The sequence below is a fragment of the Ectopseudomonas composti genome (assembly GCF_900115475.1).
In the GTDB taxonomy this organism is placed as follows: Bacteria; Pseudomonadota; Gammaproteobacteria; order Pseudomonadales; family Pseudomonadaceae; genus Aquipseudomonas; species Aquipseudomonas composti.
This window is the reverse complement of sequence record NZ_FOWP01000017.1, coordinates 57,300-79,432: the sequence shown is the minus strand read 5'-3', so window position 1 is coordinate 79,432 and position 22,133 is coordinate 57,300. Positions and strand designations below refer to the sequence as shown.

Sequence of the window (22,133 nt, the reverse complement as noted above, 5' to 3'; positions counted from 1 at the left end):
TTTTCGTAAGTTACGCGGCTGCTTTGGCCGCGGGTTGGCGTTCTTAGCCCAGGCGCTCGATCAGGCGCGTTGGAATTCTGTCCAGGGGTAGCACTTCTGCCGCTGCACCCAGTGCCACAGCGGCCTTGGGCATGCCGTAAACGGCACTGCTGGCCTGGTCCTGGGCGATGGTATGAAAGCCGCGTTCGCGCATCAGCTTCAAGCCCCTGGCGCCGTCGCGGCCCATGCCCGTCAGCAGCACGCCGACCGCTTCCCCTCGCCAGTAGGTGGCCACGCTTTCGAAGAATACATCGATAGAAGGCCGGTAGACCTGGTCGGCGGGTTCACGTCGGTAGACCAGGCGCCCTTCCGGTGCCAGGTACAGGTGATTGTTGGTGCCGGCCAGCAGCACGGTGGCCGGCTGCAGCACTTCGCCTTCTCGGGCCAGGCGCACGGGAATATTGGATTCGCTGCCGAGCCACTGGGCCATACCGGCCGCGAAGACCTCGTCGACATGCTGCACCAGCACGATGCTGGCTGGAAAATCCGCCGGGATCTGCCGCAGCAGCTCCACCAGAGAAGCGGGTCCGCCGGCCGATGCGCCAATGGCCACCAGGCGCTTGCCGCGATTGTCTGCGCTGCGCACGGGCGTTGGTTTGACCGAGCGCGAGGTCTTGTGGCCGATCATCCAGGCGATGTTGTGGATCTTGCGCCGTACGGTCGCGGCATCGAGCACCTGTTGCGGGCCAAGTGAGGGAGCGGCAACCACATCCAGCGCACCGGCACCCATGGCGTCGAACACCCGCGACATGTTGCGCTCGACATCCGAGGTGACGATGAGAATGGCGCAGGGCGTGTCGTGCATGATCCGCCGGGTCGCTTCCACGCCGTCCATGCCGGGCATCAGCATGTCCATCAGCAGCAGATCGGGCAGGTCGTCGCGGCAATGGTTGACCGCCTCCTCGCCGTTACTGGCGACCCAGATCAACTGGTACTCGGGTTCTGCCGCCAGCGCACGGCGCAGGGCTTCGACCGCCAGGGGCATGTCGTTGGCAATGGCGATCCTCATTCGCGGGCCTCACCGATCAGGGTTTGTACGGCGTCCAGCAGCGCTTCGTCGTGGAAGCTGGCCTTGGCCAGGTAATAGTCGGCGCCGGCTTCCAGGCCGCGGCGGCGATCCTCTTCGCGGTCCTTGTACGACACCACCATCACCGGTAGCGAGCGCAGGCGCGGGTCCTGGCGCACTTGCGTGACCAGCTCGATGCCGTCCATGCGCGGCATGTCGATATCGGTGATCAGCAGGTCGAAGGCCTCTGCGCGCAGGGCGTTCCAGCCATCCATGCCGTCCACGGCGACCGAAACCTGGTAGCCGCGGCTAAGCAGCAGTTTACGCTCCAGTTCGCGCACGGTGAGCGAGTCGTCCACCACCAGTACGCGCTTGCTGGACGCCTGATGTGTGCTGCTGGCATGGTCGACCCTGTCCAGGCGACCGGTGCCGAGCAGCTTGCTCACCGAGTTGAGCAGGTCGTCGACGTCCAGGATCAGCACTGGCGTGCCGTCGTGCAGCAGGGCGCCGGCCGCGACGTCGCGGACCTTGCCCAGGCGCGCATCGAGCGGCATCAGCACCAGGGTGAACTCGCCGAGGAAGGCTTCGACCGCCAGGCCATGGTATTGCTCGCGGTCGCGCACCAGCACGATGGGAATGCTGTCATCGTCGCCCTGTTTCTCGTCGCATTGCAGCAACTGGGCAGCGGAGATCAGGCCGACGTGCTCGTCCTCCAGCCAGAAGTGCTGACGTCCCTCGAGCTGGACGATGGCGCTGCGCGGCAGGCGCAGCATGCGTTCGATCTGCGCCAGCGGGAAGGCATAGGCCTCGCCGCCGATGGTTACCACCAGGGCGCGCACTACCGAGAGCGTCAAGGGCAGCTCGAGGTGGAATAGACAGCCTTGATCGGGGCTTTGCAACAGCCGCACATTGCCGCGCATGCGGCGAATCTCGTGTTGCACCACATCGAGGCCGACACCGCGACCGGAGACCTCGGTGACCTGCTGGCTCATGCTGAAACCGGGCAGGAAGAGAAAGGCCAGCAGCTCTTCCTCGGTCATCTGCTGCACCTGCTCGGCGGTAGCGAAGCGCCGTTTGACCACCGCCTGCGCGACGCGCTCGAGATCGATGCCGGCGCCGTCGTCACTGACTTCCAGCACCAACATGCCAGCGTGATGACGTGCGCGCAGTTGCACCACGCCTTCCTCCGGCTTGCCCTTGCGGGTGCGCAGTGCCGGTGGCTCGATGCCGTGGTCGACGGCGTTGCGCAAGAGGTGCGTCAGCGGCGCTTCCAGGCGCTCCAGCACGTCGCGGTCGACCTGGGTGTTGTCGCCTTCGATCTCCAGACGCACCTGTTTGCCCAATGAGCGGCCAAGGTCACGCAGCATGCGTGTGTGCCCGGTGAGCACATCGGCGAAGGGGCGCATGCGCGAGGCCAGGGCCAGATCGTAGAGTTGCTGCGTGCGTTGCCCGCCGTACCAGACGAAGTCGTCGAACAGTTCCTGATGGGCCTGCAGCTGCTGCTGGCATTCGATCAGCAGATTGCGACTCTCGGCGAACAGCGCCTGGGCGGAGGCGTCCAGGTCCGTGCCGAGCAACTGCTCGCGCAGGGTTTCCAGGGTACGCCGCGCCGACTCCTGCTGGCGCTTGAGGCGGTGTAGCGACTCGTTCAATGGCTTGGTGCGCTGAAACTCCACCAGTGACTTGCCGGACAGGTCGATGAGGTGGTCGAAGCGCTCCGCCGATACGCGCAGTACGCGACTGATGCGCTCGTCGGCTACCGGCTCGGCTGCTTGCGGCGCGGTCGTCGTGGGTGTTTCGGGCTGGCTGGGAGCTGCGGCTTCTGCGGCAAACGCGGCGCTTGCGCCGGGTTGCACACGCAGTGCCGGCACGGCGTTGCCAAGCAGTATCTGCAGGCGCGTGGTGACGGTTTCCACTCGCGTTTCCAGTTCGGCGTCCTGTTGCGCCTGGCCGATGCGCAGCAGCAGGTCGGAGCCTTGCAGCAGGGCGTCGATATGATCGGGTAGCAGGCGCAGCAGACCTTCCTGAGCGGCGACCAGCAGGTCCTCCATGGCGTGGGCGACCTGCACGCCATGGTCCAAACCGACGATGCGCGCGGCGCCCTTGAGCGAGTGCGCGGCGCGCATGCAGGCTTCCAGCTGGCTGGCGTTGGTCGGGTCGCGCTCGAGAATCAGCAGTCCGGTATCGAGCACCTGCTTCTGCGCCTCGGCCTCCAACCGGAACAAGTCGAGCAGCGATGCATCCCTCATCTGGTCCGGTGTCACGCGAGGCTCCCGATCATGTTGTGCAGCAACTGTTCGTCATCGAGCAGGGTAATGCTCTGTTCCTGCGATTGCAGGACCCCGGCGGTGAAACGGCTGATGGCGCGTTTGTCGTCGTGCTTGGCACTGCTGATGCGCGCCACGGGGATGCGCTGGATGCCGCTGACTTCATCCACCGGCGTCACCAGCGGACCGCTACCGCTCTCCAGAATCAGCATGCGTGGGATCACCCGGCGCTCGCTGCGGCGCGCATCCTGTTGTGTGTCGAGGTCAAGCAGCTCGGCCAGCGACAGGCAGGCGACCAGGGTGCCGCGCACGTTGGTCACGCCCAGCAGGCCGCGGCTCTTGCGGTGCGGCAGCACGTGAATCGGCGACATCGGCATCACCTCGGCCAGGCAGCGCGTGGCGATGGCCAGCCATTGCTCGCCAAGGCGGAAGATCAGAAGTGAGCGCTGCTCTCCCTGCACCTCCTGGGTTTCACCTTGGCCGTAGTCGTCGTCGCCGCGCTCCAGCGCACTGCCGTAACGGTCGAGCAGGGCGATGGCCGCCGCGCCGTACACCTCGCAGTTGCGACAATGAATGTGCCGTTCCAGCTGCGGGCAGCTTTTGTCGCCGAAAACGCCGATACGGTTCCAGCAGTCGTCCACGGCGGGTTGGCTGTAGAGCAGGTCCTGATCAGTCACCGTCGCCTACCTCGGGGTTCTGCGCACGTCGATACAAGCGCTGGGCACCGGCCGGGTCGCCCTGTGCTTCCAGGTGCGCGGCCAAATGAGTGAGCGCCTCGCGGTGCTGCGGTTCGAGATAGATCGCCTTGCGGTAGTAGGCGCAGGCCTGGTCGCCCTGGCCTGCGGCATCGCAGAGCAGACCCAGCCAGTAATAGGCCGCGGCACTGGGGCCGTTCTGCTGCAGATGCTGCTCACTGCGCTGGCGAGCCTCGTCGGTGCGTCCGGCGTTGGCCAGGCTGGCGACTTCGGCCCAGGTATCCGTTACCACGACTGCTGGCGCCGCCGCGCTCAGGGTTCTGGCCAGTGCTCGTGGTCTGCTGGGTGGGACAGGGTGCGGCACTGCGACCACTGCCGGGCGCGCACGGGGGGCTGGCGCTCGTGTCGCTAAGTTGATGGGCGCTTGGGCCTGAGCCATGCGAAAGGCGAAGGTCTGCTGCCGGCCCAGCGCCTGCAAGCCGTTCTGGCTGGCCAGGCTGGCCTCGGCCGGGCCGATGAACAGCGTGCCACCCTCCTGCAGCTGGCGCTTGAGCAGCTCCAGCACACGCACCTGGGTCGGGCGGTCGAAGTAGATCAGCAGGTTGCGGCAGAAAATGAAGTCGTAGCTGGGCTCACCGGCGAACAGGTTGGCGTCGAGCAGGTTACCGGTGCGCAACCTGACGCCTGTGCGCACCCGTTCATCGAGGAGAAAACCCCCGGCGTCCTGCTCGCGGAAGAAGCGATCACGAAAGGTCAGGGCGTCGCCACGGAACGAGTTGCGCCCGTACAGACCTTTGCGGGCCTGTTCCAGCACCTTGTCGCTGACGTCCAGCGCGTCGATCTGGAACTGCTCGGCGGCGAAGCCGGCGTCGAGCAGGGTCATGGCGATGGAATAGGGTTCTTCGCCGCTGGAGCAGGGCATGCTGATCAGGCGCAGCGGCCTGGCGCCGTGCAACTGGGCATGACGCTCCAGGGCCAGGCTGGCCAGCGCGTTGAACGATTCCGGGTAGCGGAAGAACCAGGTTTCCGGCACCACCACCGCTTCCACCAGGGCCTGCTGCTCGCGCGGCGAGCCACCGAGGGTGGTCCAGTAGCCTTCCAGATTCTGTTGGCCGAGGGCGCTCATGCGTTGGCGCACGGCGCGTTCGATCACCGTGCGGCCGACTGATTCGGCTTCCAGGCCGATGCGGCTTTTCAGCAGGCGCTCGATATGTTCGATCATGCCGTCAGTCCTGCGGCGTCGACTGGAACAGCAGGGCACGCACTTCGTCGTCGAGCAGCCCGGCGACCTCGATGCGCTGGATCATGCCCTGGGCGTCGCGCTGCAGCGGCCCCAGGTAATCCGCCTGGCCCGCCTCCAGGCCGCTGGCCCTGAAGGCTTCACTGGGCAAGCGCAGGGTGTCGGTGGCCTGTTCCAGAATCAGCCCGAGCACCGGCGATTGCTCGCCCAGTTGCAGGTCGAAGCGCACCAGCACCACCCGCGTGCTGCTGCGGGGCAGGGCGGGGCGACCCAGCACGCGGCGGCTGAGGTCGATCACCGGGGTGACCCGACCGCGGTGCTCGAACAGTCCGGCCACCCACTGCGGCGCCTCGGGCACCTGTTTCAGGCGGCGCAGCGGCAGCACTTCGACCACCTGGCTGGCCGGCAGGGCGTAGCGATCGTCACCGAGCTGAAACTGCAGGTGCAGTTCGCCTGTGGCTGCTTTGCTGGGGGCTGGCATGCTCAGACCTTGAAGCGGCTGACGCCAACGCGCAGGTTGTTGGCTACCTGATTGAGTTCATCGATGGCGGCGCCGGCCTGGCGCAGCGAATCGACGGTCTGGCTGCTGGCTTCACCGAGTTGCACCAGCGCCTGGTTGATCTGTTCGGCACCGGTGGATTGCGCCTGCATGCCTTCGTTGACCATCTGGATACGCGGCGCCAGGGCCTGAACCTGCTGGATGATCTGGGTGAGCTGATCGCCCATCTGCGCCATCTCGCCGATGCCGCGCCGCACTTCTTCGGAGAACTTGTCCATGCCCATCACGCCGGCCGATACCGCGGACTGGATCTCACGCACCATCTGCTCGATATCGTAGGTGGCCACGGCGGTCTGGTCGGCGAGGCGACGCACTTCCACGGCCACCACGGCGAAGCCCTTGCCGTACTCGCCGGCTTTCTCAGCCTCGATGGCGGCGTTGAGCGACAGCAGGTTGGTCTGATCGGCCACCTTGACGATGGTGGTGACCACCTGGGTGATGTTGCCGGCCTTCTCGTTGAGGATCGACAGCTTGCCGTTGACCACGTCGGCCGCGCCCATCACTTGGTGCATGATCTCTTCCATACGCGCCAGGCCGAGCTGGCCGGTACCGGCGAGAATCGAGGTCTGCTCGGCGTTGTCGGAGACTTCACCCATGGTACGGACCAGATCACGCGAAGTGGCCGCGATCTCCCGCGAGGTGGCGCCGATTTCAGTGGTGGTAGCGGCGGTTTCGGTGGCCGTGGCCTGCTGTTGGCGCGAGGTGGCGGCGATCTCGGTGACCGAGGTGGTCATCTGCACCGCCGAGCGCTGGGCATTGCCGACCAGGTTCTTGAGCTCGCCGACCATGCTGTTGAAGCCCAGCTCGATGGCGTTGAATTCGTCACGCCGGTGCAAGTCGAGCTTCACTGACAGGTCACCGCTTTCCAGGGATTTGAGGGTGTTGACGATGCGGTTCACCGGTGTAGTGATCGCGCTCATCAGCAGCCAGCCGCAAACGGCGGAGACGAGGATGGCCAGCAGGATGGCGATCAACAGGCCCACCTCCATGATGCGCACCGCGCTGCGAATCTCACGCGCAGCACTATCGGCCTGGCCGCGATTCATCTCGATCAACTCGCTCAGCAGGCTCTCGCCTTTTTCCCACTCGGGAAATAGGCGTTCGGCACTGAACTGCCGAGCCTGCTTGAGTTCGATGCTCGGTAGGGTGTCGAGCAATTGCCCGTGGCGGTTCAGGTACTGGCGCTGTACCTGGCGGAATTGCTCGGCCAGTGCCAGCTCCTGCTCGTCCACCGTGGCGCTCTGATAGCGGCCGAACTCCTCATCGAGCGCTTGCTCCAAAGCAGCGAACTGGTCGCGGTAGCTGTCGAGCAGGGTGGCAACGTCTTCATCGACGGTACGCAGCAGCAGGCGGCGAGTGTCGAGCATGTGATGGGACCACAGCTCCTGCGCCTTGCTCGGGTAATACAGGCCTGGGATCGACTCGTTGCGGATGCCATTGGCTTCGTTCTCGATCTTCACCAGGCGCATGTAGGAAGCACCGGCCAGCAGAACCAGAATGGCGATGATCAGCAGGAAGCTGACAATGATTCGATTGCGTACGGTCAGGTTCATCATGTCCATTGGGCCTGGCTAGTCAGTTTTGCTAATCGATTACAGCACACCGGCGTGCCGCCGTTTTGCCTGGGTGTAACGAATGTGTACCGGTTGCCGGGTTAAAGGCAATAAAAAAGCCGGCTTGTGGCCGGTGTTCTTGTTTTTCCATGTTGTTGATTATTAATGATTTAATTTTTTATTCTTGTCCTTGACCCACACTTTGACCCATTCCCTTGTCGTGGGCTTTCAATGAGTCTTCTTGTGCTTTCTCGTTTCGAGGGTGGGTTGGTCGAGGAATGCTGCGATCCAAATGATGCAGCTGCTTTTTGAGTTTCCTCTTCTCCTCTTCGTAGAACTTTTCCATTTCGGCTTCGATTAAGTGGTAGTACGCCATGCCTAGCTGGAGCTGGGAGAACGATGGCTGCTCCCATTTTATACCGTGATGTGCCAGCAACGACTGTGCCATGCCTAGCATCCGCGCGTTCTGATTCGCGAGGGCTTTGGCTGCTTCGGCCAGTTTCTCCATATCTTTGCCTTTGAGTGTGAGGTCGCGCTGCGCTCGGAGGTTGACTTCCTCTTGCTGATCAATCGCACAGAGCATTTCTGGCCCGTTTCGAATCAGCCTTCTGATGATCTCTGTCCGGTTTGTTTTTGCCGCAGAGGCCATCGCTTGAAGTTTATTTGCTTCGTTCTCGGTGAGCCGAAACGCATAGGTACTTTTCTTCGTCTTTTCTCGGCATCGCCTCGTTCTTATCCCATTTTTGCACTGCTTGAACAGGTCATCAGCGTTGCGGGAGCGATGCAGACGATCACTGATTAGTGCCTTTAGGTCGGCGGAAGAATGGTCATCTCGTGCACTAACAACCTTTTTCTTTATAAGGCTTTCGTAAACCCACTGGATTTCTCTTGGGGTCAAGGTGGCTAGCCAGTCGTCTGGAGTGAGTCGCTTGCGCAAGGGCGTGAGCCTATTCGTGGGGATGTCAGAGCCTAGACTACTCTCAGGAATCTGTAAAATGTGACACGTAATGTTTGTTCCAAGTTGAATGTAGCGATTTGACTTATTTTATAGGGGTTAAAATATGTGATTAAATCGGTGAGCCTTAGGCTAGATATGAGTGAGGTTCTATGTCCATCGCTGAGCTGCTCAAGCCGGCTACTGGCTTAACGCCGGAGGAGAGGTATGTCCTGGTTCGATTGGCTTTTCGTGCGCATACATCGGAGCCGCTGGATGTGGGAAGCAAGATGCTTGCGAAGTACTTTGGTATGCCTGATTCCGCATTTACCAAAGCGAAGGATGGCCTGATCGAGCATGAGATCTTGTTTGAGTCGAGCCTAGCAGCACCGAGCGGTCGACCTAGGGCTCAGCTGAAATGGGCAGAGGAATGGAGCCACGAGCTCATGGCTGAACTAGTGTCGAAAACACCTTATCTGGACGTGATATCTAAGTTGCTGAGTTCGTGCTCCCGAGCCTCTATGTCGGGCAAGGTTGTCGAGGCGCGGATGGCTGCGGTCAGGGCTGTTCGATCCAGTAAGAAGATTTCGTATGTGAATTGCCTTCTGCTCGTTGCGCTCTGGGCTTACGCTGATCGCTTTGGGGTAGTAGAGGGCGTTGGTGCAAAACTGATGTCTACGCTGACGGGGCTTGATAAGGAAAGCTTGAAGCACCGTCTTGGGCGACTAGTGGAGCAAGGCTTTATTTGTCATGTGATACCAGGTGGTTACTCGCGGATGCTTGGCGGTCGGTTGGAAAGTGTCTATGTGTTGAACTGCTCCCACCCCATTGTTTCTGGAGCAGGCGGTTTGCCCGAGTTGCTGGATTATTCATCTGTACGAAGTCAAAGGGCGAGCAGAGATCATTGGGACTGGACGTTACATCATCATCAAGAGCGGGTACGTCAGCTTGATCGTGATCCTCAGGGATACGGTGATGATCCCTGGGGGCGCTATCACTGGGTTCTGCGCCGGGAGGAGTCTGACGTGTATTTCAGGCAGCTACCGCTCCGGCTATGTGAGTACGCCTGCATTATCCTCGAGAGTGGTATCGAGCGGTTGAAGCACTCGGAGCTCCACCGCGTACTCAAACCCCTCATTCGTGCTGATTTCCAAGTACCCAAACCCTCTGATGGCGAGTTGTGGCGGCGGTCAGGGGTACCGCATGACATGCCTGAGCCTAGCTTGAGGGTAGTGTTGGATGAAGATGGATCGCTGGCCGAATTATCGGATATGGCACGAGTCATTTGCAGGTACGTTCTCCAGGTGGTTCAGGTTCTCCGGGCTTGTGTGAGGGATGAGACTCTTCCTGGATGGGCGAACTGCCGCATCATTTGGCTGCCGCACATTAGTGGTGATGAAGGGTTCATTGTGCTGCGCTCAAGAGCCTGAGAGCGCGCAAAACCAGTACTTTTTAACAAACCCTGGCAATCCTCTGAACGTATTACAGGAGCCCGTTCATGAGGATCATCCGTCTGAAAGAAGTCACCAACTCGACTGGCCTTGCTCGGTCGACTCTCTACAAGTACATCGCAGAAGACACCTTCCCTAAACCAGTTCCGCTTGGCGATCGCTGCGTCGGATGGGTTGAGGAGGAGGTGCACGACTGGATCATGGCCAAGATTGAGGCGCGCGATATGGCTGCGGGAGTCGGGCAGCCTGTCTCGATTTGAAGGTGTGTATTGATGCCCTGACCGGCTAAACCGGTCAGGGTATTTATGCCGCCTTGCTGCCAAATGCCCTCAGCTAACTCCCCGTCCTCTACGAATAGAAAATCTCTAGGTTGCTGGGAAAGTCTTGCCTCTGGTTTTCCTGGCTGGTCGATACCGTGCTGAGCGACGGGCTGCTTGTTCTAGTTATATACCTCAATACCTCATCAATCATACCCATAGCACCATGACCCGTAGCCATCAGAACTAGCTGCGCATGGTCATGACAGGGCGCTGTTGCTGACCACACAGCAACAGCACTAGCAGGCTCCGAGCAGTAAAAAAATACAGACCTTGCACCTGATATGTACTCACAACCCAGGTGCATCATCATGAACCATCGTCACACATCAAAAACCCTCTCTCAGTCCGATATCGCACTCCAGATCGAAGACTTGGTTGAAGCGGTAGAACGCAGCGAAGGGCCTGTGCAGTCGTTGACTGCCAGCGGCAAAACCAAACGTACCAAGCTCACTCGGTACTTCGAGAACCTCGATCAGATGCTGGCGCTAGTTAGCCACAGCGATGACTACCACTACGGGCCGTGCCTGCGGCTGTTCCAACAGGCGTGTTACGACGTCGGTGTGGAACACAGTCCACTGGTAGGGATCAATTCTTTCAATGAAGAAACCTCCCAGTACCGTGACTACAGCGATACGCTCAACTGCCTGGCTGAGCGTATCCGCCAACTGAATCGTGAACGCAGCTACCGTCGTCGTCGGGATGACGCACGATATCAGCAGCGCCAGCAGTCCCGTGAGGTGGCTGAATACGTTGACCAGGTACTGGATCGCTATGCCACGACCCTGGTGATCAGGGTCAACCTGTACTACCGCTCCGCTGCTAAGGCGAGGCTGAGGGTGGAGCATGTGTTTGCGGATTTGCACCGACTGATTCGGGCGCGTGAGCGCAATCCGATCTTCGACCATGAGACTGGTTACATCTGCCGTGTAGAGCAGGGAAAGCGTCGTGGGTACCACATCCATGCGGCCTTTTTCTTCAATGGCGCTATGGTGCGTGGCGATATCTACAAAGCGCAGCAGATCGGTGCCCTGTGGGAGCAGATCACCCGTAGTAGGGGGAGCTACGACAGCTGCAATCACAACAAAGCCCAGTACGGTGATAAATGCGGTATCGGGATGATTCACCGTCGTGACGAGCGGACTCGTGGCAATGTGCATCGTACGATGAGCTATCTGGTCAAGCGGTTTCAGCGACTTAGATTACGTCCGAAGGGGGCGAAGTGCTTGCGTAAGGGGCAACCTGTACTCCGGTAGCTTGGTATTGGTACGCCGCTAGCCCTATTCCCTGGGAAGGTGTGCTCGGTGGTGTGGAGATACGGTTGAGGCGGGCGTCAGCGTTTGACCGGAATAGGCTCCTCGAAGGGGCTGCTCCCTTGGTCTACTTAGCCGCTCGCCTGCTCGCCCTTCGAGCTCGTCAATTTAGCGCTGCTGACTCAGCGACCCGATAATCCGGCATTCCTCGATTACCCCACCATGGCAGCAGGACAGCAAGTGCTGCAGTTCGTTCTCCAGCCCCTGTAGGTCGTGGATGCGCAATCTCACCTGCTCCAACTGCTCGGCCACCTTGGCATCCACCGAGGCGCATGACGCTTGGCGGTGGTCGGAAAAAACCAGCAACTGACGGATGTCGTTAAGACTGAAGCCCAAGGCGCGGCTGCGACGAATGAACAGCAGTCGATCACGTTCCTCCGCTGTGTACTGGCGGTAGCCGGAAGCGTTGCGCGAAACCATGGGCAGCAGGCCCAATTGCTCGTAGTAGCGAATGGTTACCGCCTTGGTATCGGTTAGGCGCGCCAGTTGGCCCACAGTGAAGTTCGTCGTACTCATGGCACTTGACCTTATAGTCGCTATAACCCTCATTCTAACGACAAGATCGAGCGAACGAGGTACGGATCATGGACAGCTGCTGCGAAAACAAGGCCGGCGAACTGGCCCAGCTGCGCGCTAAACAGAGCCGAGTGCTCTATATCGTCCTGGCCGTCAACGTCGTCATGTTCCTGGTGGAGTTCATCGCCGGTTGGATCGCCAACTCAACGGCGCTGCTCGGTGACTCGCTGGACATGTTCGGCGACGCGTCGGTGTATGCCCTTACGCTGTTCGTCATGCACCGCAGTGTTCGAGCCCGCGCCGGAGCCGCGCTGTTCAAAGGCGGGTTCATGCTGTTGTTCGGCGTGCTGGTGGTAGCCGATGCTCTGCGCAAACTGATACTGCAGGAAGTGCCGTCTGCCGATCTGATGGGTGTCATCGGCACACTCGCACTGATCGCCAATGGCTACTGCTTCGCGCTGCTCTACAGCCATCGCTCCGATGACCTGAACATGCGTTCGACCTGGCTCTGCTCGCGTAACGACTTGCTGGCCAACAGCAGCGTGATTATCGCAGCAGGCATGGTCGCGCTGACAGGCAGCTTGTGGCCGGACATCCTCGTCGGCCTGGCCATCGCCGCATTGTTCCTGCACTCCGCCGGGCAGATCATCCGCGAGGCTTGGATAGAGTGGCGAGCCAGCGCGCCTGAGCCGCAGCAATGCCCACAGCCGTTGCTGGGTATCACCGAACCGACCGCTACGCCAGTCCAGTTTGAGCCGGCCAAGAGTTGCTGCGCGGGTGAGGCTCAGACAGCGAAGAAGGACACCTGCTGCGAACAGCCCCGAGCCGCCAGCACGCCGGTGAAGGGCTGCTGCTCGCCTAAGCAACAGGACTAGAAACTCATAACAACAAGGAGTACAGCGATGCGCAGACTCGTACAACTCGCGACTACAGCACTGCTGCTGATCGCCTCGACGGCGGCCATGGCCGAGCTGCAGGTCAGCGAGGCAAAGCTAAGGCTGTTGCCGGGTAACTTACCGGCGGCCGGCTATTTCACTCTGACCAACACCGGCAACCAGCCGGTGGTACTGACCGGCGCCCAGAGCACCGCCTTCCTCCAGGTGATGATGCATCGCAGCTCGCTGGAAAACGGCATGGCCAGCATGCAGCACGTCGCTCAGGTCGAGGTAGCCGCTGGCGCGACGTTGAAATTCGCCCCCGGCGGTTATCACCTGATGCTGATGCAGCGCCAACGCGAGTTGGCCCTGGGCGACCAAGTCGAAGCAAGCCTGCTCTTCGCCGATGGCCAGAGCCTGTCGGTGACCTTCACCACCGTACCGCCTGGCGCGGACTGAGGATCAGCAAATGACCACCCAAACGCCCTCGCATCTGTGGGCTCTCCTGCTCCTTGCCTGGCTGGTAGCGCTGGTGTCGACGCTTTCCGCACTCTTCATCGGTGAGGTGATGGGCCAGGCGCCCTGCGTGCTGTGCTGGTTCCAGCGCGCCTTCATGTTTCCCCTGGCGGTGATCCTGGCTATTGCCTGCTACCGCTCGGATTTCGCCGTCTGGCGCTATGCACTGCCGCTGGCCGGCATCGGTGCGTTACTAGCCTTTGTGCACGTACTGCTCTACGCCGGCTTGATTCCGCAGCCGATTCAACCCTGCACGGCCACCGGGCCATCGTGCTCCGGTGCCGGCATGACCATCTTCGGCGGCGTACCGCTGCCGGGGCTGGCGCTGTTCGCTTTCGTTCTGATCGTCATTTTGCTTGTCCTTATCCGTCGGAGAACCACCCCATGAACCGCCGTACTCTGGTCCTGATCATCAGCGTGGTGATTCTGATCGCCTTCGCTGCAGCCGCTTACTTCTACTCGCCGTCTGCGCCGCCCCCAGCGGAGCAGCCCGCTCAAGCCCAGTCCCCGGCACAGCAGGCAACTTCCAGTGCAGCCAATCTGGTTCGCTTCCACTCGCCGGTCTTCGGCCCTGCGCAGGCACCGGTCACCATCGTCGAGTTCTTCGATCCTTCCTGCGAGGCCTGCCGCGCCTTCTATCCCCATGTGAAGAAGATCCTCGACGAGAATCCCGACAGCGTACGCCTGGTGTTGCGCTACGTACTGTTCCACCAGGGCTCGGAAGAAGTCTCACGGCTGCTGGAAGCAGCTCGCAAGCAGAATCTCTACCCGCAAGTCCTGGAAGCGGTGCTTGAGGCTCAGCCAGGCTGGCATGACGATCCCAAAGTACTGGAAGCTTGGGTTGCCGCTGAGCGCGCCGGACTGGATATAGAGAAGGCTCGCGCAGACATGCATACGCCAGCCGTTGATGCGGTGCTGCAACTGGATATGCAGGATGTGAAGGCTGTAGGTGTCCAGGGCACGCCGACCTTCTTCGTCAATGGTCGTCCACTGGATAAGTTCGGCCCTGAGCCGCTGCGCCAGATGGTCGCCAGCGAAGTCGCCAAGGTCGGGAAGTGATGTCATGGGCGCATTGGAGAACCGCATTCCTCCGCCTTTAGTCGCCACCCTTTTTGGCTTGCTGATGTGGCTTGCAGCCCATCATCTGCCGGGTGCTCTGGAACTGAAAGTCGAGTGGCGTGCCAGCATAGCTCTGTTGGTGTTGCTGGCGGGCGTCGCCATCTGCTTGGCTGGCGTGCTGTCCTTCCGTGTAGCCCGTACCACGGTCAACCCGCTGAGGCCGGAAACGGCTTCGGCGTTGGTACGCTCGGGCATATACCGACATACGCGTAATCCCATGTATCTCGGCTTTGCTACTGGCTTGCTTGCCTGGTCGGTCTATCTAGCCTGGCCGCCAGCACTGCTGGGTGTGCTGGGCTTTGTGCTGTACATGAACCGTTTTCAGATCGCACCTGAGGAGCGAGCCCTTACCGGTCTCTTTGGAAATGACTTCGTACAGTACTGTCGTCAGGTCAGGCGCTGGCTTTAGCGCCAATGGATACCCTCTTCTGCCCCTGTTTGTGTAAAAGCAACGGTATCGACCTTGCTGTGATTTGATGACTTCAAATCTGCTATTAGCAGGGAAGCGTTTATCCAAGGGCGAGGCGAGACCAGCCTACTTTGCTTGCCGAGCGTCAAGATGGCTGATTGGCGGACTTAAATCCGGTGTGGTCGCGACGTTTTCATCGACGAAGCCGAGCATACCAAACTGAGTTAATGAGAACTTGCGTGGGCTTTATGCAATACCCCCTTGAAAAGGGGGCTGGCTGTCAGCGTTGATTGCGACACTCGCCATAACTTCGATAGCGGATGCTGCGTAGTTCATCGTTTGAGTCCTCGAATACCATGATCATCGGTACTGCGCCGCAGTACTCGATGTTCGGGCTCTGATAAATGACTTTGGCTACGTTCAGTTTCATGCTGTAGCTATAGTCTTGAATTTCAGGCACTGGCTTGCCGGTGCGCTCGGCATATTTCTGAGCGATCTCGACACTCTTCTGTTCGATCTGCCTGACCTTGTCCTCTGGAAAGGACTGTGCGTAAGTGTAGCCAGCAGCCAGCAGAAGAGTGATCGGAAGGAGGCGTTTGAGCAGTTTCATGAGTAGGCCCGTTGGCTAGTGTTTACAGGGCAAACATTAGCGATTCGTCCCTTACCCAGGCATTGCGCCAACATTACAATCGCGAAAGGGGGCTGGCAGGTGAGGGCACCTGCCAGCGACTGACTCAGAATGCGTACTGCAAGCGCATGACGACTCCGTCGCCGCTATCATCACCGACCGAGTTACTGACCCTGTCGGTACTGGCCTTGATGTAGTTGGCACTGATCTTTACCGCATCGTTGGCGTACCAGTTGACACCCAAGGTGTGAGCCTTGCCGCTTGCATCGCCGACTTGCCGCGTCGCGCTACTACTGGTCACGTTGTCATCTTCTACGTTGATCGAGTCGAATCGGTAGAACAACTCCCATGCGCCTAACTGTTTGTTGGCAGGTTTGATGGTGTCGAACTTGGCTCCATCGAGTTTATAGAGGCGCGGCTCACCTGTGAGCGTATAGGCCACCTGCACGTAGTAGCCCTTGGCGTCTATATCGCTGCTAGCCTGATCGGCCTTGAGTGTGCGGCTAAGGTATTCGCCCTGAATCGAAAAGGCATTCAGTGCCCATGCACCTTCTACGCCCCAAACGGCATCGTCTTCCCAAAGGTCGGCAGTGGCCGCGCTACCACCGAACAGCGCACGGTTGCCGTTGGCGCCGGCACTGTTGCCACCGTTGGTATCGACGCCGCGCATCCCCATACGCGAGCGAATGCGAGTATCCACTGCACTGCCACTGAGGTCGCGATAGGCGTACTGCAGGCCTACATGCAGAACGTTACCCGGTTGGTTCAAAGGCGCAAAAACGCTGCGAGCGTTGTAGCGTTTGACGCTGTCGCCGTCGGTATCGTTATTGTTCTCGCTGAAAACGCTGCCTGACAGGAACACGCTGTCAGCGAGTACGCTGCTGGCCTGTACGCCCATGCCCGAGTTGTCATTTGTCCATTCGGCCAGGTCGTACGAAAGGTTGCGTTCCAGGGCTGTCGTCCATTTGGAACTGGTAGCTTTTTCCAAGCCGAAGTCGGTGTAGAAACGCCCGAGCTTGATGTTCAGGGGGCTGAAACCAGTGTAGGTCACGCTGGCTTCATCGAAATAACCTGCGCTGTCGTTACCGGTGTTTCGTGACAGGTCATAGTTGACCTGGTACTTCCAGTCTTTGTAAGCAGTGCCACCCAATTCCAGGTAGGCACGACGGAAGTATGCCGCATCGGCAGCGTTGCCATTACGGGTGTAGTAGTCGTCGAACATCGCATAGTCGGCCTGTAGACGCCCACCGATCTTGAAGCTGAATGCCTTGTCGGTCGTCGCGACCTCCAGGCCACCTTTGGTCTTGATAACGATGTCAGCACCATCGGTGGTGACCGTGCCGGCCATTACCGAGAAGGCCGGCAGGCTTAGCAGAATGCCGAGTGCCAGTGGGGAGAGTTGGGTGCTTTTGATCAACATGCATGGCTCCTTATCGCCGAGTGCTAGGTGTTGGCGACGCGATGCTTTGCAGTTCGGGTGACGGTTATTGGTCTGTTTCGTGACGATTTGATTGCGGGGTGTAGGCTGGTTTTGCCAGCCCAGAGCTGGCGGGCGTTGGGGCTTTTCGGTAATCGTCCGTGGGTGGTTTCACTTCAATTACCGTTTGGTGAAACCGCAGGCTGTGATGACCCCTACGCTGAAGGTAAAGGCGATCCAGCTAGACCAGCCGAAGTTTGAGTGCTCTGTGCGGGTCACGTTCCCGCATTACAGATAAGTAATTTTCCAGCAAGGCTGGTGATAGGTGGTGGTGAGTAGGCTTGCTTGCACGCAATCACTTCTCATCTGCCTTACATGATGCTTCTGGGTCACACATCGAATCGAATACCGGGCGGCGCTTATGGGGGCTGCCGTGGCTGAGGTCGAACGGCGGGTGGCCAGAAGCTTCCTGACGACTGCGCGCTGTGCCAGTTTCAAGCAGGCTGCGCGCAGCCTGAATCTGCCTCCCATGGTGCTACGCAGGCAGTTGCAGCGGCTCGAGAAAACTGTTGGAGAGGCGCTCTTCGTGTATCAGGAGCGTGCCCTTGCTCTGACGGTGCGCGGTCGTTCTTTGCAGGCAGAGCTGGCTGCCCAGTATCAAGATTTGCGTCCAGAGGCCGGTTTGCTTGAAAAGCCCAAGCTCCGTCTGGCGTTACCTGAGAGAGTGCTCAACGATATTCTGGGACGGCATCTGGTGGCCTTTCTGCGTAGGGATGCTGGTGTGCACCTGGAGCTGATCCGCCAGGAGCGTGGCCCGTTAATGCAGAGTGAGGTCATGATCTGGTTGGCCGATCCTAATCAGACTCGACCCGACCCAGGTTTCGCCATGACGCGACCGCAGCGTCTGGCCTGCATCGACTTTCAGGCGTGCATAGCCAAGCGCTATGCGCGTGAGCGGCGCCTCCCCGCCAGCCTCGAAGATCTGAATGACTACATGCTGGTTCAGCAGGCCGATATCTCCACATCGGCCCTGTTTTCACCGTGGAATGCTCTGGTGGACTCAAGGCGCAGCGCAGTGACGCGAGTGCATTCTCAGCAGTGGGCGATGGAACTGGTCAAGCATGCCGCCTGCGTTGGTCTGATGCCGAACTACATCACTCATCTCGATGCGAACCTGCAATCGCTACCCACCCTCTTCACGCAGCCCATGAGGCAATCGATCTGGCTGTCCTGCGCACCATTGTCCGCGCAGCGCGAGGACGTCGTTGGGCTGGTGGCGTTGATCCAGGCTGCGTTCGAGGAGCGGCGGCAGTGGTTTCTGCCTGATGACGGTGAGTGAAGCTACATGGCGAACTCGACAACATGGTTACAAGAACAACGATGCCTCACCCATGACAATTGGAGAATAAAGCATGAAACGATCCACCCTGGCACTGGCCATCACGGCGGCGGCACTCAGTCAGGCTGCTTCCGCCGATTTTCTCGGAGACAGCAAGGCGACGCTCGATATGCGCAACCTCTACTTCAATGAGGATGTGCGTGATCGCGACATTCCATCTACTCAGGAGTGGGGGCAGGGATTCATCCTCAACTATCAGTCTGGCTTCACCGAAGGGACGGTCGGCCTGGGGGTTGATGCCATTGGCCTGCTGGGGGTACGCCTCGATGGCGGTGGCCGGTCGGGCAAGGCAGGTATTGATCGTAACCCTGGCGCCCTGTTCCCGCTGGATAGCGATGGTTCTGCAGTCAGTGACTATAGCAAGGCCGGTGTAACGGCCAAGGCGCGTCTTTCCAAGACCGAGTTGCGCCTAGGCACTTTGCAGCCGAAGTTGCCGGTGGTGACTTTCAACGATGGTCGCCTGTTGCCGCAGTTGTTCGAAGGTGGTCAGATCGTCTCCAACGAGATCGAAGGGCTGACCTTGACAGCCGGTCAGTTGGAGCACGCAAAAGGTCGGAGCTCGACTGACTCACGTGGCTTGTCCATCGCCGGATCCAACAATGCAACCACTGGACAGTTCGTTAATACGTTCTATTTCGCGGGTGGCGACTACAAGGTCACCAAGGATCTCACCGCTCAGTATTACTTCGGCAATCTGGAAGATTTCTACAAGCAACATTTCCTGGGATTGATCCACAACTACGCACTGGGCGGTGGCAATCTCAAGACTGACCTGCGTTACTTCTACAGCACCTCCGATGGCAAGAACAGCAGTGAGAGCGGCCGGGCTGAGGGCTATCGCAGCAACGGTTACTGGACGGTCGGTGACAGCAAGCGTGGTGAGGTAGATAACCGTACATGGAGTGCCTTGTTCACCTACAGCCATAGCGGTCATGAGCTGAGCGCGGGTTATCAGCAGGTGTCCGGCGATAGCGCCTTCCCGTACCTGAATGCTGGCGACGGGGCAACCAGTTACCTGATCACTGATCGGCAGATCGGTCGTGGCGGTAAATTCCTCAGTGCTGGCGAGCGCACTTGGCTGGCCGGCTATGCCTATGATTTTGGCAAGCTGGGTATCTCGGGGCTAAAAGCCTCGGTGATGTATTTGTCGGGTGATAACGTTGACAGCGCACAGGGTGAGCGTAACGAATGGGAACGTGACCTACGCCTCGATTACGTGCTGCAGGAAGGATCAATGAAGGGACTCGGCTTCTCTCTGCGCAATGCCAGTCTGCGTGGCAATGTTGGGGCAGACGTCGATGAGAATCGGCTTTATGTGACGTACAGCTTGCCACTGCTTTAAACCATGGAAAGTTGCCTCTTCTGTTCTGTGCAGAAGGGGCAACATGATTCACTTCAATTCGTTTTTTTCAGCATTTGATAAAGACGAACCGCTACCGTGGCTGCTCAACTGGAGTACGATGCCACAGTATGCCGTTTTTTCACTTCCTCCCTTGCAGCGCCCGAGCAATTCGCGCAACTGCGCATGCAGTGCCTGCAAATTCTGAATGCGTGCCTCGACATGAGCGATGTGTTCTTCCACCAATGTACTAATGAGTGCGCAACTCGCATGCGGCCGATCATGCATTGCCAATAATCGACCTATTTCTTCCAATGTCATATCGAGTGCACGACAATTGCGGATGAATGTCAGGCGTTCGAAGTGCAGCTGACTATATAAACGATAGTTACTGTTGTTGCGCGAGGGGCTGGGTAGTAATCCCTGATGCTCGTAGTAACGAATGGTTTCCACTGGGCAGCCAGTTAGCTTAGCGAGTTCACCAATTTTCATAATGATGCTTCCAGAGTACGCCAGCATGAGGGGCTGATAAAGCCGTTAGAGCGGCTTGCCATCATCTAGATTGATGGCTTCGTGACAGCCTGGAAATGAAGAGGTTCTTTGATTACGAAATTGTAATGCAGCGCTCATCTTCGAGTTATCTGGAGGTTGCAAGGATAGAGGGGCCAAATCCACAAGAAGAAATCGGCCTATGACAATCCCAGAACTGCCGGTAAGCATCAGGAGCAATGCATGAAAAAAAGTCCTCTAACCATGGCGATCATCTCCGCGTTGGCATTCGGTGCAAGCGCGATGGCTCAGGCATCCGAGTCTCAGGTTGCCGAAGGCTTCATCGAAGGAAGTAGCCTGAATATTCTTAACAGAAACATGTATTTCAACCGGGACTTTCGCAAGGGGGAGGCCAGGGTACTACCCAACGGTGAGCGCAGCAGCTACACCGAGGCTTGGGGGCACGGCATCATGGCTAACTTCGAGTCCGGTTTCACTCAGGGAACCGTTGGTTTCGGCATTGACGCCTATGCCGGACTGGGCCTGAAGCTTGATACCGGTGATGGACGTTATGGTCCCGGTGGTAGTGTCAACATGTTCCCGGTCGACAGCGATGATCGTGCCGAGGACTCGTATTCGAAAGTGGGGGCCGCGGTAAAGGCGCGCTTCGCTGATACGGTCGTCAAGGCCGGTGACGTATTCCCAACCACGCCCGTCGTGCACTACGGGGACTCTCGTCTGCTGCCGCAGAGCTTCAAAGGTGTGACGGTCGTCAACGAAAGCATAGAGGGCCTGACCCTGCAAGGCGGTCGTCTACATGCCATGAGCCAACCGCAGGAGAGCACTTCACGCGGTGATTTCGCGACCTTCTATGCTGGGCAGGTGGACTCTCCCTGGGTCGGCTACTTTGGTGGTGACTACGAGCTCAACGACAACCTGGGCTTCAGCCTTTACAGCAGCCGTTTGAAGGATGCCTGGGATCAGTACTACGCTGGCATGTGGTGGACTTACCCACTTTCCGAGGACCTGTCGTTGTTTGGTGGTCTGAATTACTACAACGCCACCGACGAAGGTAAGAAGCAGCTGGGTGATTTCAGTAACAACATCTATAGCGGTAGCATCGGTGTCAAGTACGGCGCTCACCGTGTAGCGCTCTCTCACCAGCGTAACAACGGCGATGACGACTTTGACTACCTGCGTCAGTCCGACTCGATCTTCCTCGACAACTCCCTTCAGTACAGCGACTTCAACTCGCCCAAGGAACGCTCCTGGATGGTGCGCTACGATCTGGACATGGCTGACTTTGGTGTGCCAGGGCTGAGCTTCATGGCGCGTTACGCGCTGGGACGTGATGCGGATTACTCCAATGCCAACAGCACCTACATGCGCACGGATGATGCCGGTAACCCGCTGACCGATCAGAAGCGCTGGGAGCGCAACCTTGAGGTCAAATACGTGTTCCTCGAGGGTTCTCTGAAGGATCTGTCCGTGCGTGTACGTCAGATGACCACTCGCGCTACTGCTTACGAAAGCGACCTCGATGAAGTGCGTGTAATCGTCGAGTATCCGCTTCAGGTGCTGTAACGACATTCAGGGGCGGCATAGCCGCCCCTCTCTGACAAGATTGTAATTTGAACCTCATGCTCATGTTAGGTGCCGATCCGTAACATGAGACTGTCTTCGAAGCATTCGTTTCCATATTTGCTCAGTCAGTCCGAGGTGCATATGAAAGTTTTTTCCCAGTTTCTGTTTATCGTGTTTCTGGGGGCAGCCAGCATGGTTGCCTCTGCAGAAGATGGCTCTGAGCGCTCTCTCAATGCCGTCAAGCAATTCCGTGAGAATCAACAGCGTATTCATGGTGACAACGCCGTTGAGCAGCAGAAGTCCCAAAGTGCTCAGAGTGAGCAAGACGATTGAGCGTATGAACTAACGCAGCCGTCCTGCTCGCTCTCTCCAGTCCATCTCTTGGTAGCTCCCGCTCCTTTGGTGAGAGATGGTTCCTTGGCGCCCCTTTGGGGGCGCTTTTTTTGTTCGTCAAAGAATTGGGTTGGA

The 22,133-nt window shown here is 59.0% G+C and carries 23 protein-coding genes; 12 read left to right on the top strand and 11 right to left on the bottom strand.

What is annotated here, in order from left to right:
• Positions 1-43: 43 nt before the first annotated feature.
• From cheB to BM059_RS25305, 7 genes are all read right to left on the bottom strand, one after another.
• Positions 44-1,048 carry a chemotaxis response regulator protein-glutamate methylesterase gene (gene cheB / locus BM059_RS23105; protein ID WP_036998310.1) on the bottom strand — a complete coding sequence of 335 codons (1,005 nt, stop codon included), beginning with the start codon at positions 1,046-1,048 and terminating at the stop codon, positions 44-46.
• On the bottom strand, positions 1,045-3,309 hold the full coding sequence (locus BM059_RS23100) for a hybrid sensor histidine kinase/response regulator (protein WP_074941513.1): 2,265 nt from the start codon (positions 3,307-3,309) through the stop codon (positions 1,045-1,047). Before BM059_RS23100 ends, cheB begins: the two co-directional genes overlap by 4 nt.
• Positions 3,306-3,989 carry a chemotaxis protein CheW gene (locus tag BM059_RS23095; protein WP_074941512.1) on the bottom strand — a complete coding sequence of 228 codons (684 nt, stop codon included), beginning with the start codon at positions 3,987-3,989 and terminating at the stop codon, positions 3,306-3,308. The genes BM059_RS23100 and BM059_RS23095 overlap by 4 nt, the downstream gene beginning before the upstream one ends.
• Positions 3,982-5,229, bottom strand: coding sequence for a CheR family methyltransferase (locus BM059_RS23090; protein ID WP_074941511.1), 1,248 nt, complete (start codon positions 5,227-5,229; stop codon positions 3,982-3,984). Before BM059_RS23090 ends, BM059_RS23095 begins: the two co-directional genes overlap by 8 nt.
• Before the next feature lie 4 nt (positions 5,230-5,233).
• Positions 5,234-5,728, bottom strand: a complete 495-nt coding sequence (locus BM059_RS23085) for a chemotaxis protein CheW (RefSeq protein ID WP_036998305.1) — start codon at positions 5,726-5,728, stop codon at positions 5,234-5,236.
• Between the two features lie 2 nt (positions 5,729-5,730).
• On the bottom strand, positions 5,731-7,368 hold the full coding sequence (locus BM059_RS23080) for a methyl-accepting chemotaxis protein (RefSeq protein ID WP_139220782.1): 1,638 nt from the start codon (positions 7,366-7,368) through the stop codon (positions 5,731-5,733).
• A gap of 169 nt (positions 7,369-7,537) precedes the next feature.
• On the bottom strand, positions 7,538-8,296 hold the full coding sequence (locus BM059_RS25305) for a ribbon-helix-helix protein, CopG family (protein WP_129591673.1): 759 nt from the start codon (positions 8,294-8,296) through the stop codon (positions 7,538-7,540).
• A gap of 170 nt (positions 8,297-8,466) precedes the next feature.
• Between BM059_RS25305 and BM059_RS23070 the strand changes: the two genes are divergently transcribed.
• From BM059_RS23070 to BM059_RS23060, 3 genes are all read left to right on the top strand, one after another.
• A complete protein-coding gene (locus tag BM059_RS23070) occupies positions 8,467-9,723 on the top strand; it encodes a hypothetical protein (RefSeq protein ID WP_074941509.1) in 1,257 nt (418 codons plus the stop codon).
• 68 nt (positions 9,724-9,791) lie between these two features.
• Positions 9,792-10,004: a helix-turn-helix transcriptional regulator gene (locus BM059_RS23065; RefSeq protein WP_074941508.1), complete on the top strand. Its 213-nt coding sequence runs from the start codon at positions 9,792-9,794 to the stop codon at positions 10,002-10,004.
• A gap of 368 nt (positions 10,005-10,372) precedes the next feature.
• A complete protein-coding gene (locus BM059_RS23060; RefSeq protein WP_074941507.1) occupies positions 10,373-11,317 on the top strand; it encodes a YagK/YfjJ domain-containing protein in 945 nt (314 codons plus the stop codon).
• Between the two features lie 165 nt (positions 11,318-11,482).
• Here BM059_RS23060 and BM059_RS23055 read toward each other — a convergent pair whose 3' ends face one another.
• On the bottom strand, positions 11,483-11,890 hold the full coding sequence (locus tag BM059_RS23055) for a MerR family transcriptional regulator (RefSeq protein WP_074941506.1): 408 nt from the start codon (positions 11,888-11,890) through the stop codon (positions 11,483-11,485).
• Between the two features lie 68 nt (positions 11,891-11,958).
• On the opposite strand from BM059_RS23055, the gene BM059_RS23050 reads away from it, so the two are divergent.
• From BM059_RS23050 to BM059_RS23030, 5 genes are read left to right on the top strand one after another with little or no spacing between them, the layout of a single operon-like run.
• On the top strand, positions 11,959-12,765 hold the full coding sequence (locus tag BM059_RS23050) for a cation efflux transmembrane domain-containing protein (protein WP_074941505.1): 807 nt from the start codon (positions 11,959-11,961) through the stop codon (positions 12,763-12,765).
• A 27-nt stretch (positions 12,766-12,792) separates the two neighbouring features.
• A complete protein-coding gene (locus BM059_RS23045) occupies positions 12,793-13,224 on the top strand; it encodes a copper chaperone PCu(A)C (protein WP_074941504.1) in 432 nt (143 codons plus the stop codon).
• 10 nt (positions 13,225-13,234) lie between these two features.
• A complete protein-coding gene (locus BM059_RS23040) occupies positions 13,235-13,669 on the top strand; it encodes a disulfide bond formation protein B (protein WP_074941503.1) in 435 nt (144 codons plus the stop codon).
• The gene (locus tag BM059_RS23035) at positions 13,666-14,340 is read left to right on the top strand and encodes a DsbA family protein (RefSeq protein WP_074941502.1); all 675 of its coding nucleotides are present in this window, start codon (positions 13,666-13,668) and stop codon (positions 14,338-14,340) included. Before BM059_RS23040 ends, BM059_RS23035 begins: the two co-directional genes overlap by 4 nt.
• A gap of 4 nt (positions 14,341-14,344) precedes the next feature.
• Positions 14,345-14,809 (top strand): methyltransferase family protein, encoded by a 465-nt coding sequence (locus tag BM059_RS23030; RefSeq protein WP_074941501.1) that lies wholly within the window; start codon positions 14,345-14,347, stop codon positions 14,807-14,809.
• Between the two features lie 280 nt (positions 14,810-15,089).
• Here the strand turns inward: BM059_RS23030 and BM059_RS23025 are convergent, their stop codons facing one another.
• Positions 15,090-15,419, bottom strand: coding sequence for a DUF2790 domain-containing protein (locus BM059_RS23025; RefSeq protein ID WP_074941500.1), 330 nt, complete (start codon positions 15,417-15,419; stop codon positions 15,090-15,092).
• A gap of 124 nt (positions 15,420-15,543) precedes the next feature.
• Positions 15,544-16,785 (bottom strand): OprO/OprP family phosphate-selective porin, encoded by a 1,242-nt coding sequence (locus BM059_RS23020; protein ID WP_371916944.1) that lies wholly within the window; start codon positions 16,783-16,785, stop codon positions 15,544-15,546.
• A 502-nt stretch (positions 16,786-17,287) separates the two neighbouring features.
• On the opposite strand from BM059_RS23020, the gene BM059_RS23015 reads away from it, so the two are divergent.
• Together BM059_RS23015 and BM059_RS23010 are read left to right on the top strand one after the other, a co-directional pair.
• Positions 17,288-18,193: a LysR family transcriptional regulator gene (locus BM059_RS23015; protein ID WP_244154451.1), complete on the top strand. Its 906-nt coding sequence runs from the start codon at positions 17,288-17,290 to the stop codon at positions 18,191-18,193.
• 73 nt (positions 18,194-18,266) lie between these two features.
• On the top strand, positions 18,267-19,595 hold the full coding sequence (locus BM059_RS23010; RefSeq protein WP_074941497.1) for an OprD family porin: 1,329 nt from the start codon (positions 18,267-18,269) through the stop codon (positions 19,593-19,595).
• 48 nt (positions 19,596-19,643) lie between these two features.
• On the opposite strand, the gene cadR is transcribed toward BM059_RS23010, so the two are convergent.
• Positions 19,644-20,084: a Cd(II)/Pb(II)-responsive transcriptional regulator gene (gene cadR, locus BM059_RS23005; RefSeq protein ID WP_074941496.1), complete on the bottom strand. Its 441-nt coding sequence runs from the start codon at positions 20,082-20,084 to the stop codon at positions 19,644-19,646.
• A gap of 240 nt (positions 20,085-20,324) precedes the next feature.
• Here cadR and BM059_RS23000 point away from each other — a divergent pair, with 240 nt between their 5' ends.
• Positions 20,325-21,665 (top strand): OprD family porin, encoded by a 1,341-nt coding sequence (locus tag BM059_RS23000; protein WP_074941495.1) that lies wholly within the window; start codon positions 20,325-20,327, stop codon positions 21,663-21,665.
• A 141-nt stretch (positions 21,666-21,806) separates the two neighbouring features.
• Positions 21,807-21,998, top strand: a complete 192-nt coding sequence (locus BM059_RS22995) for a hypothetical protein (protein ID WP_021488260.1) — start codon at positions 21,807-21,809, stop codon at positions 21,996-21,998.
• Positions 21,999-22,133 lie beyond the last annotated feature (135 nt).

Bases quoted from the DNA above. Each gene is read 5' to 3' on its own strand.
- BM059_RS23080 (WP_139220782.1), bottom strand. From the start codon at position 7,368: ATGGACATGATGAACCTGACCGTACGCAATCGAATCATTGTCAGCTTC.
- BM059_RS23090 (WP_074941511.1), bottom strand. From the start codon at position 5,229: ATGATCGAACATATCGAGCGCCTGCTGAAAAGCCGCATCGGCCTGGAA.
- BM059_RS23065 (WP_074941508.1), top strand. From the start codon at position 9,792: ATGAGGATCATCCGTCTGAAAGAAGTCACCAACTCGACTGGCCTTGCT.
- BM059_RS23020 (WP_371916944.1), bottom strand. From the start codon at position 16,785: ATGGCCGGCACGGTCACCACCGATGGTGCTGACATCGTTATCAAGACC.
- BM059_RS23085 (WP_036998305.1), bottom strand. From the start codon at position 5,728: ATGCCAGCCCCCAGCAAAGCAGCCACAGGCGAACTGCACCTGCAGTTT.
- cadR (WP_074941496.1), bottom strand. From the start codon at position 20,084: ATGAAAATTGGTGAACTCGCTAAGCTAACTGGCTGCCCAGTGGAAACC.
- BM059_RS23050 (WP_074941505.1), top strand. From the start codon at position 11,959: ATGGACAGCTGCTGCGAAAACAAGGCCGGCGAACTGGCCCAGCTGCGC.
- BM059_RS23045 (WP_074941504.1), top strand. From the start codon at position 12,793: ATGCGCAGACTCGTACAACTCGCGACTACAGCACTGCTGCTGATCGCC.
- BM059_RS23030 (WP_074941501.1), top strand. From the start codon at position 14,345: ATGGGCGCATTGGAGAACCGCATTCCTCCGCCTTTAGTCGCCACCCTT.
- BM059_RS23000 (WP_074941495.1), top strand. From the start codon at position 20,325: ATGAAAAAAAGTCCTCTAACCATGGCGATCATCTCCGCGTTGGCATTC.
- BM059_RS23025 (WP_074941500.1), bottom strand. From the start codon at position 15,419: ATGAAACTGCTCAAACGCCTCCTTCCGATCACTCTTCTGCTGGCTGCT.
- BM059_RS22995 (WP_021488260.1), top strand. From the start codon at position 21,807: ATGAAAGTTTTTTCCCAGTTTCTGTTTATCGTGTTTCTGGGGGCAGCC.
- BM059_RS23060 (WP_074941507.1), top strand. From the start codon at position 10,373: ATGAACCATCGTCACACATCAAAAACCCTCTCTCAGTCCGATATCGCA.
- BM059_RS23035 (WP_074941502.1), top strand. From the start codon at position 13,666: ATGAACCGCCGTACTCTGGTCCTGATCATCAGCGTGGTGATTCTGATC.
- BM059_RS23040 (WP_074941503.1), top strand. From the start codon at position 13,235: ATGACCACCCAAACGCCCTCGCATCTGTGGGCTCTCCTGCTCCTTGCC.
- cheB (WP_036998310.1), bottom strand. From the start codon at position 1,048: ATGAGGATCGCCATTGCCAACGACATGCCCCTGGCGGTCGAAGCCCTG.
- BM059_RS23070 (WP_074941509.1), top strand. From the start codon at position 8,467: ATGTCCATCGCTGAGCTGCTCAAGCCGGCTACTGGCTTAACGCCGGAG.
- BM059_RS23055 (WP_074941506.1), bottom strand. From the start codon at position 11,890: ATGAGTACGACGAACTTCACTGTGGGCCAACTGGCGCGCCTAACCGAT.
- BM059_RS23010 (WP_074941497.1), top strand. From the start codon at position 18,267: ATGAAACGATCCACCCTGGCACTGGCCATCACGGCGGCGGCACTCAGT.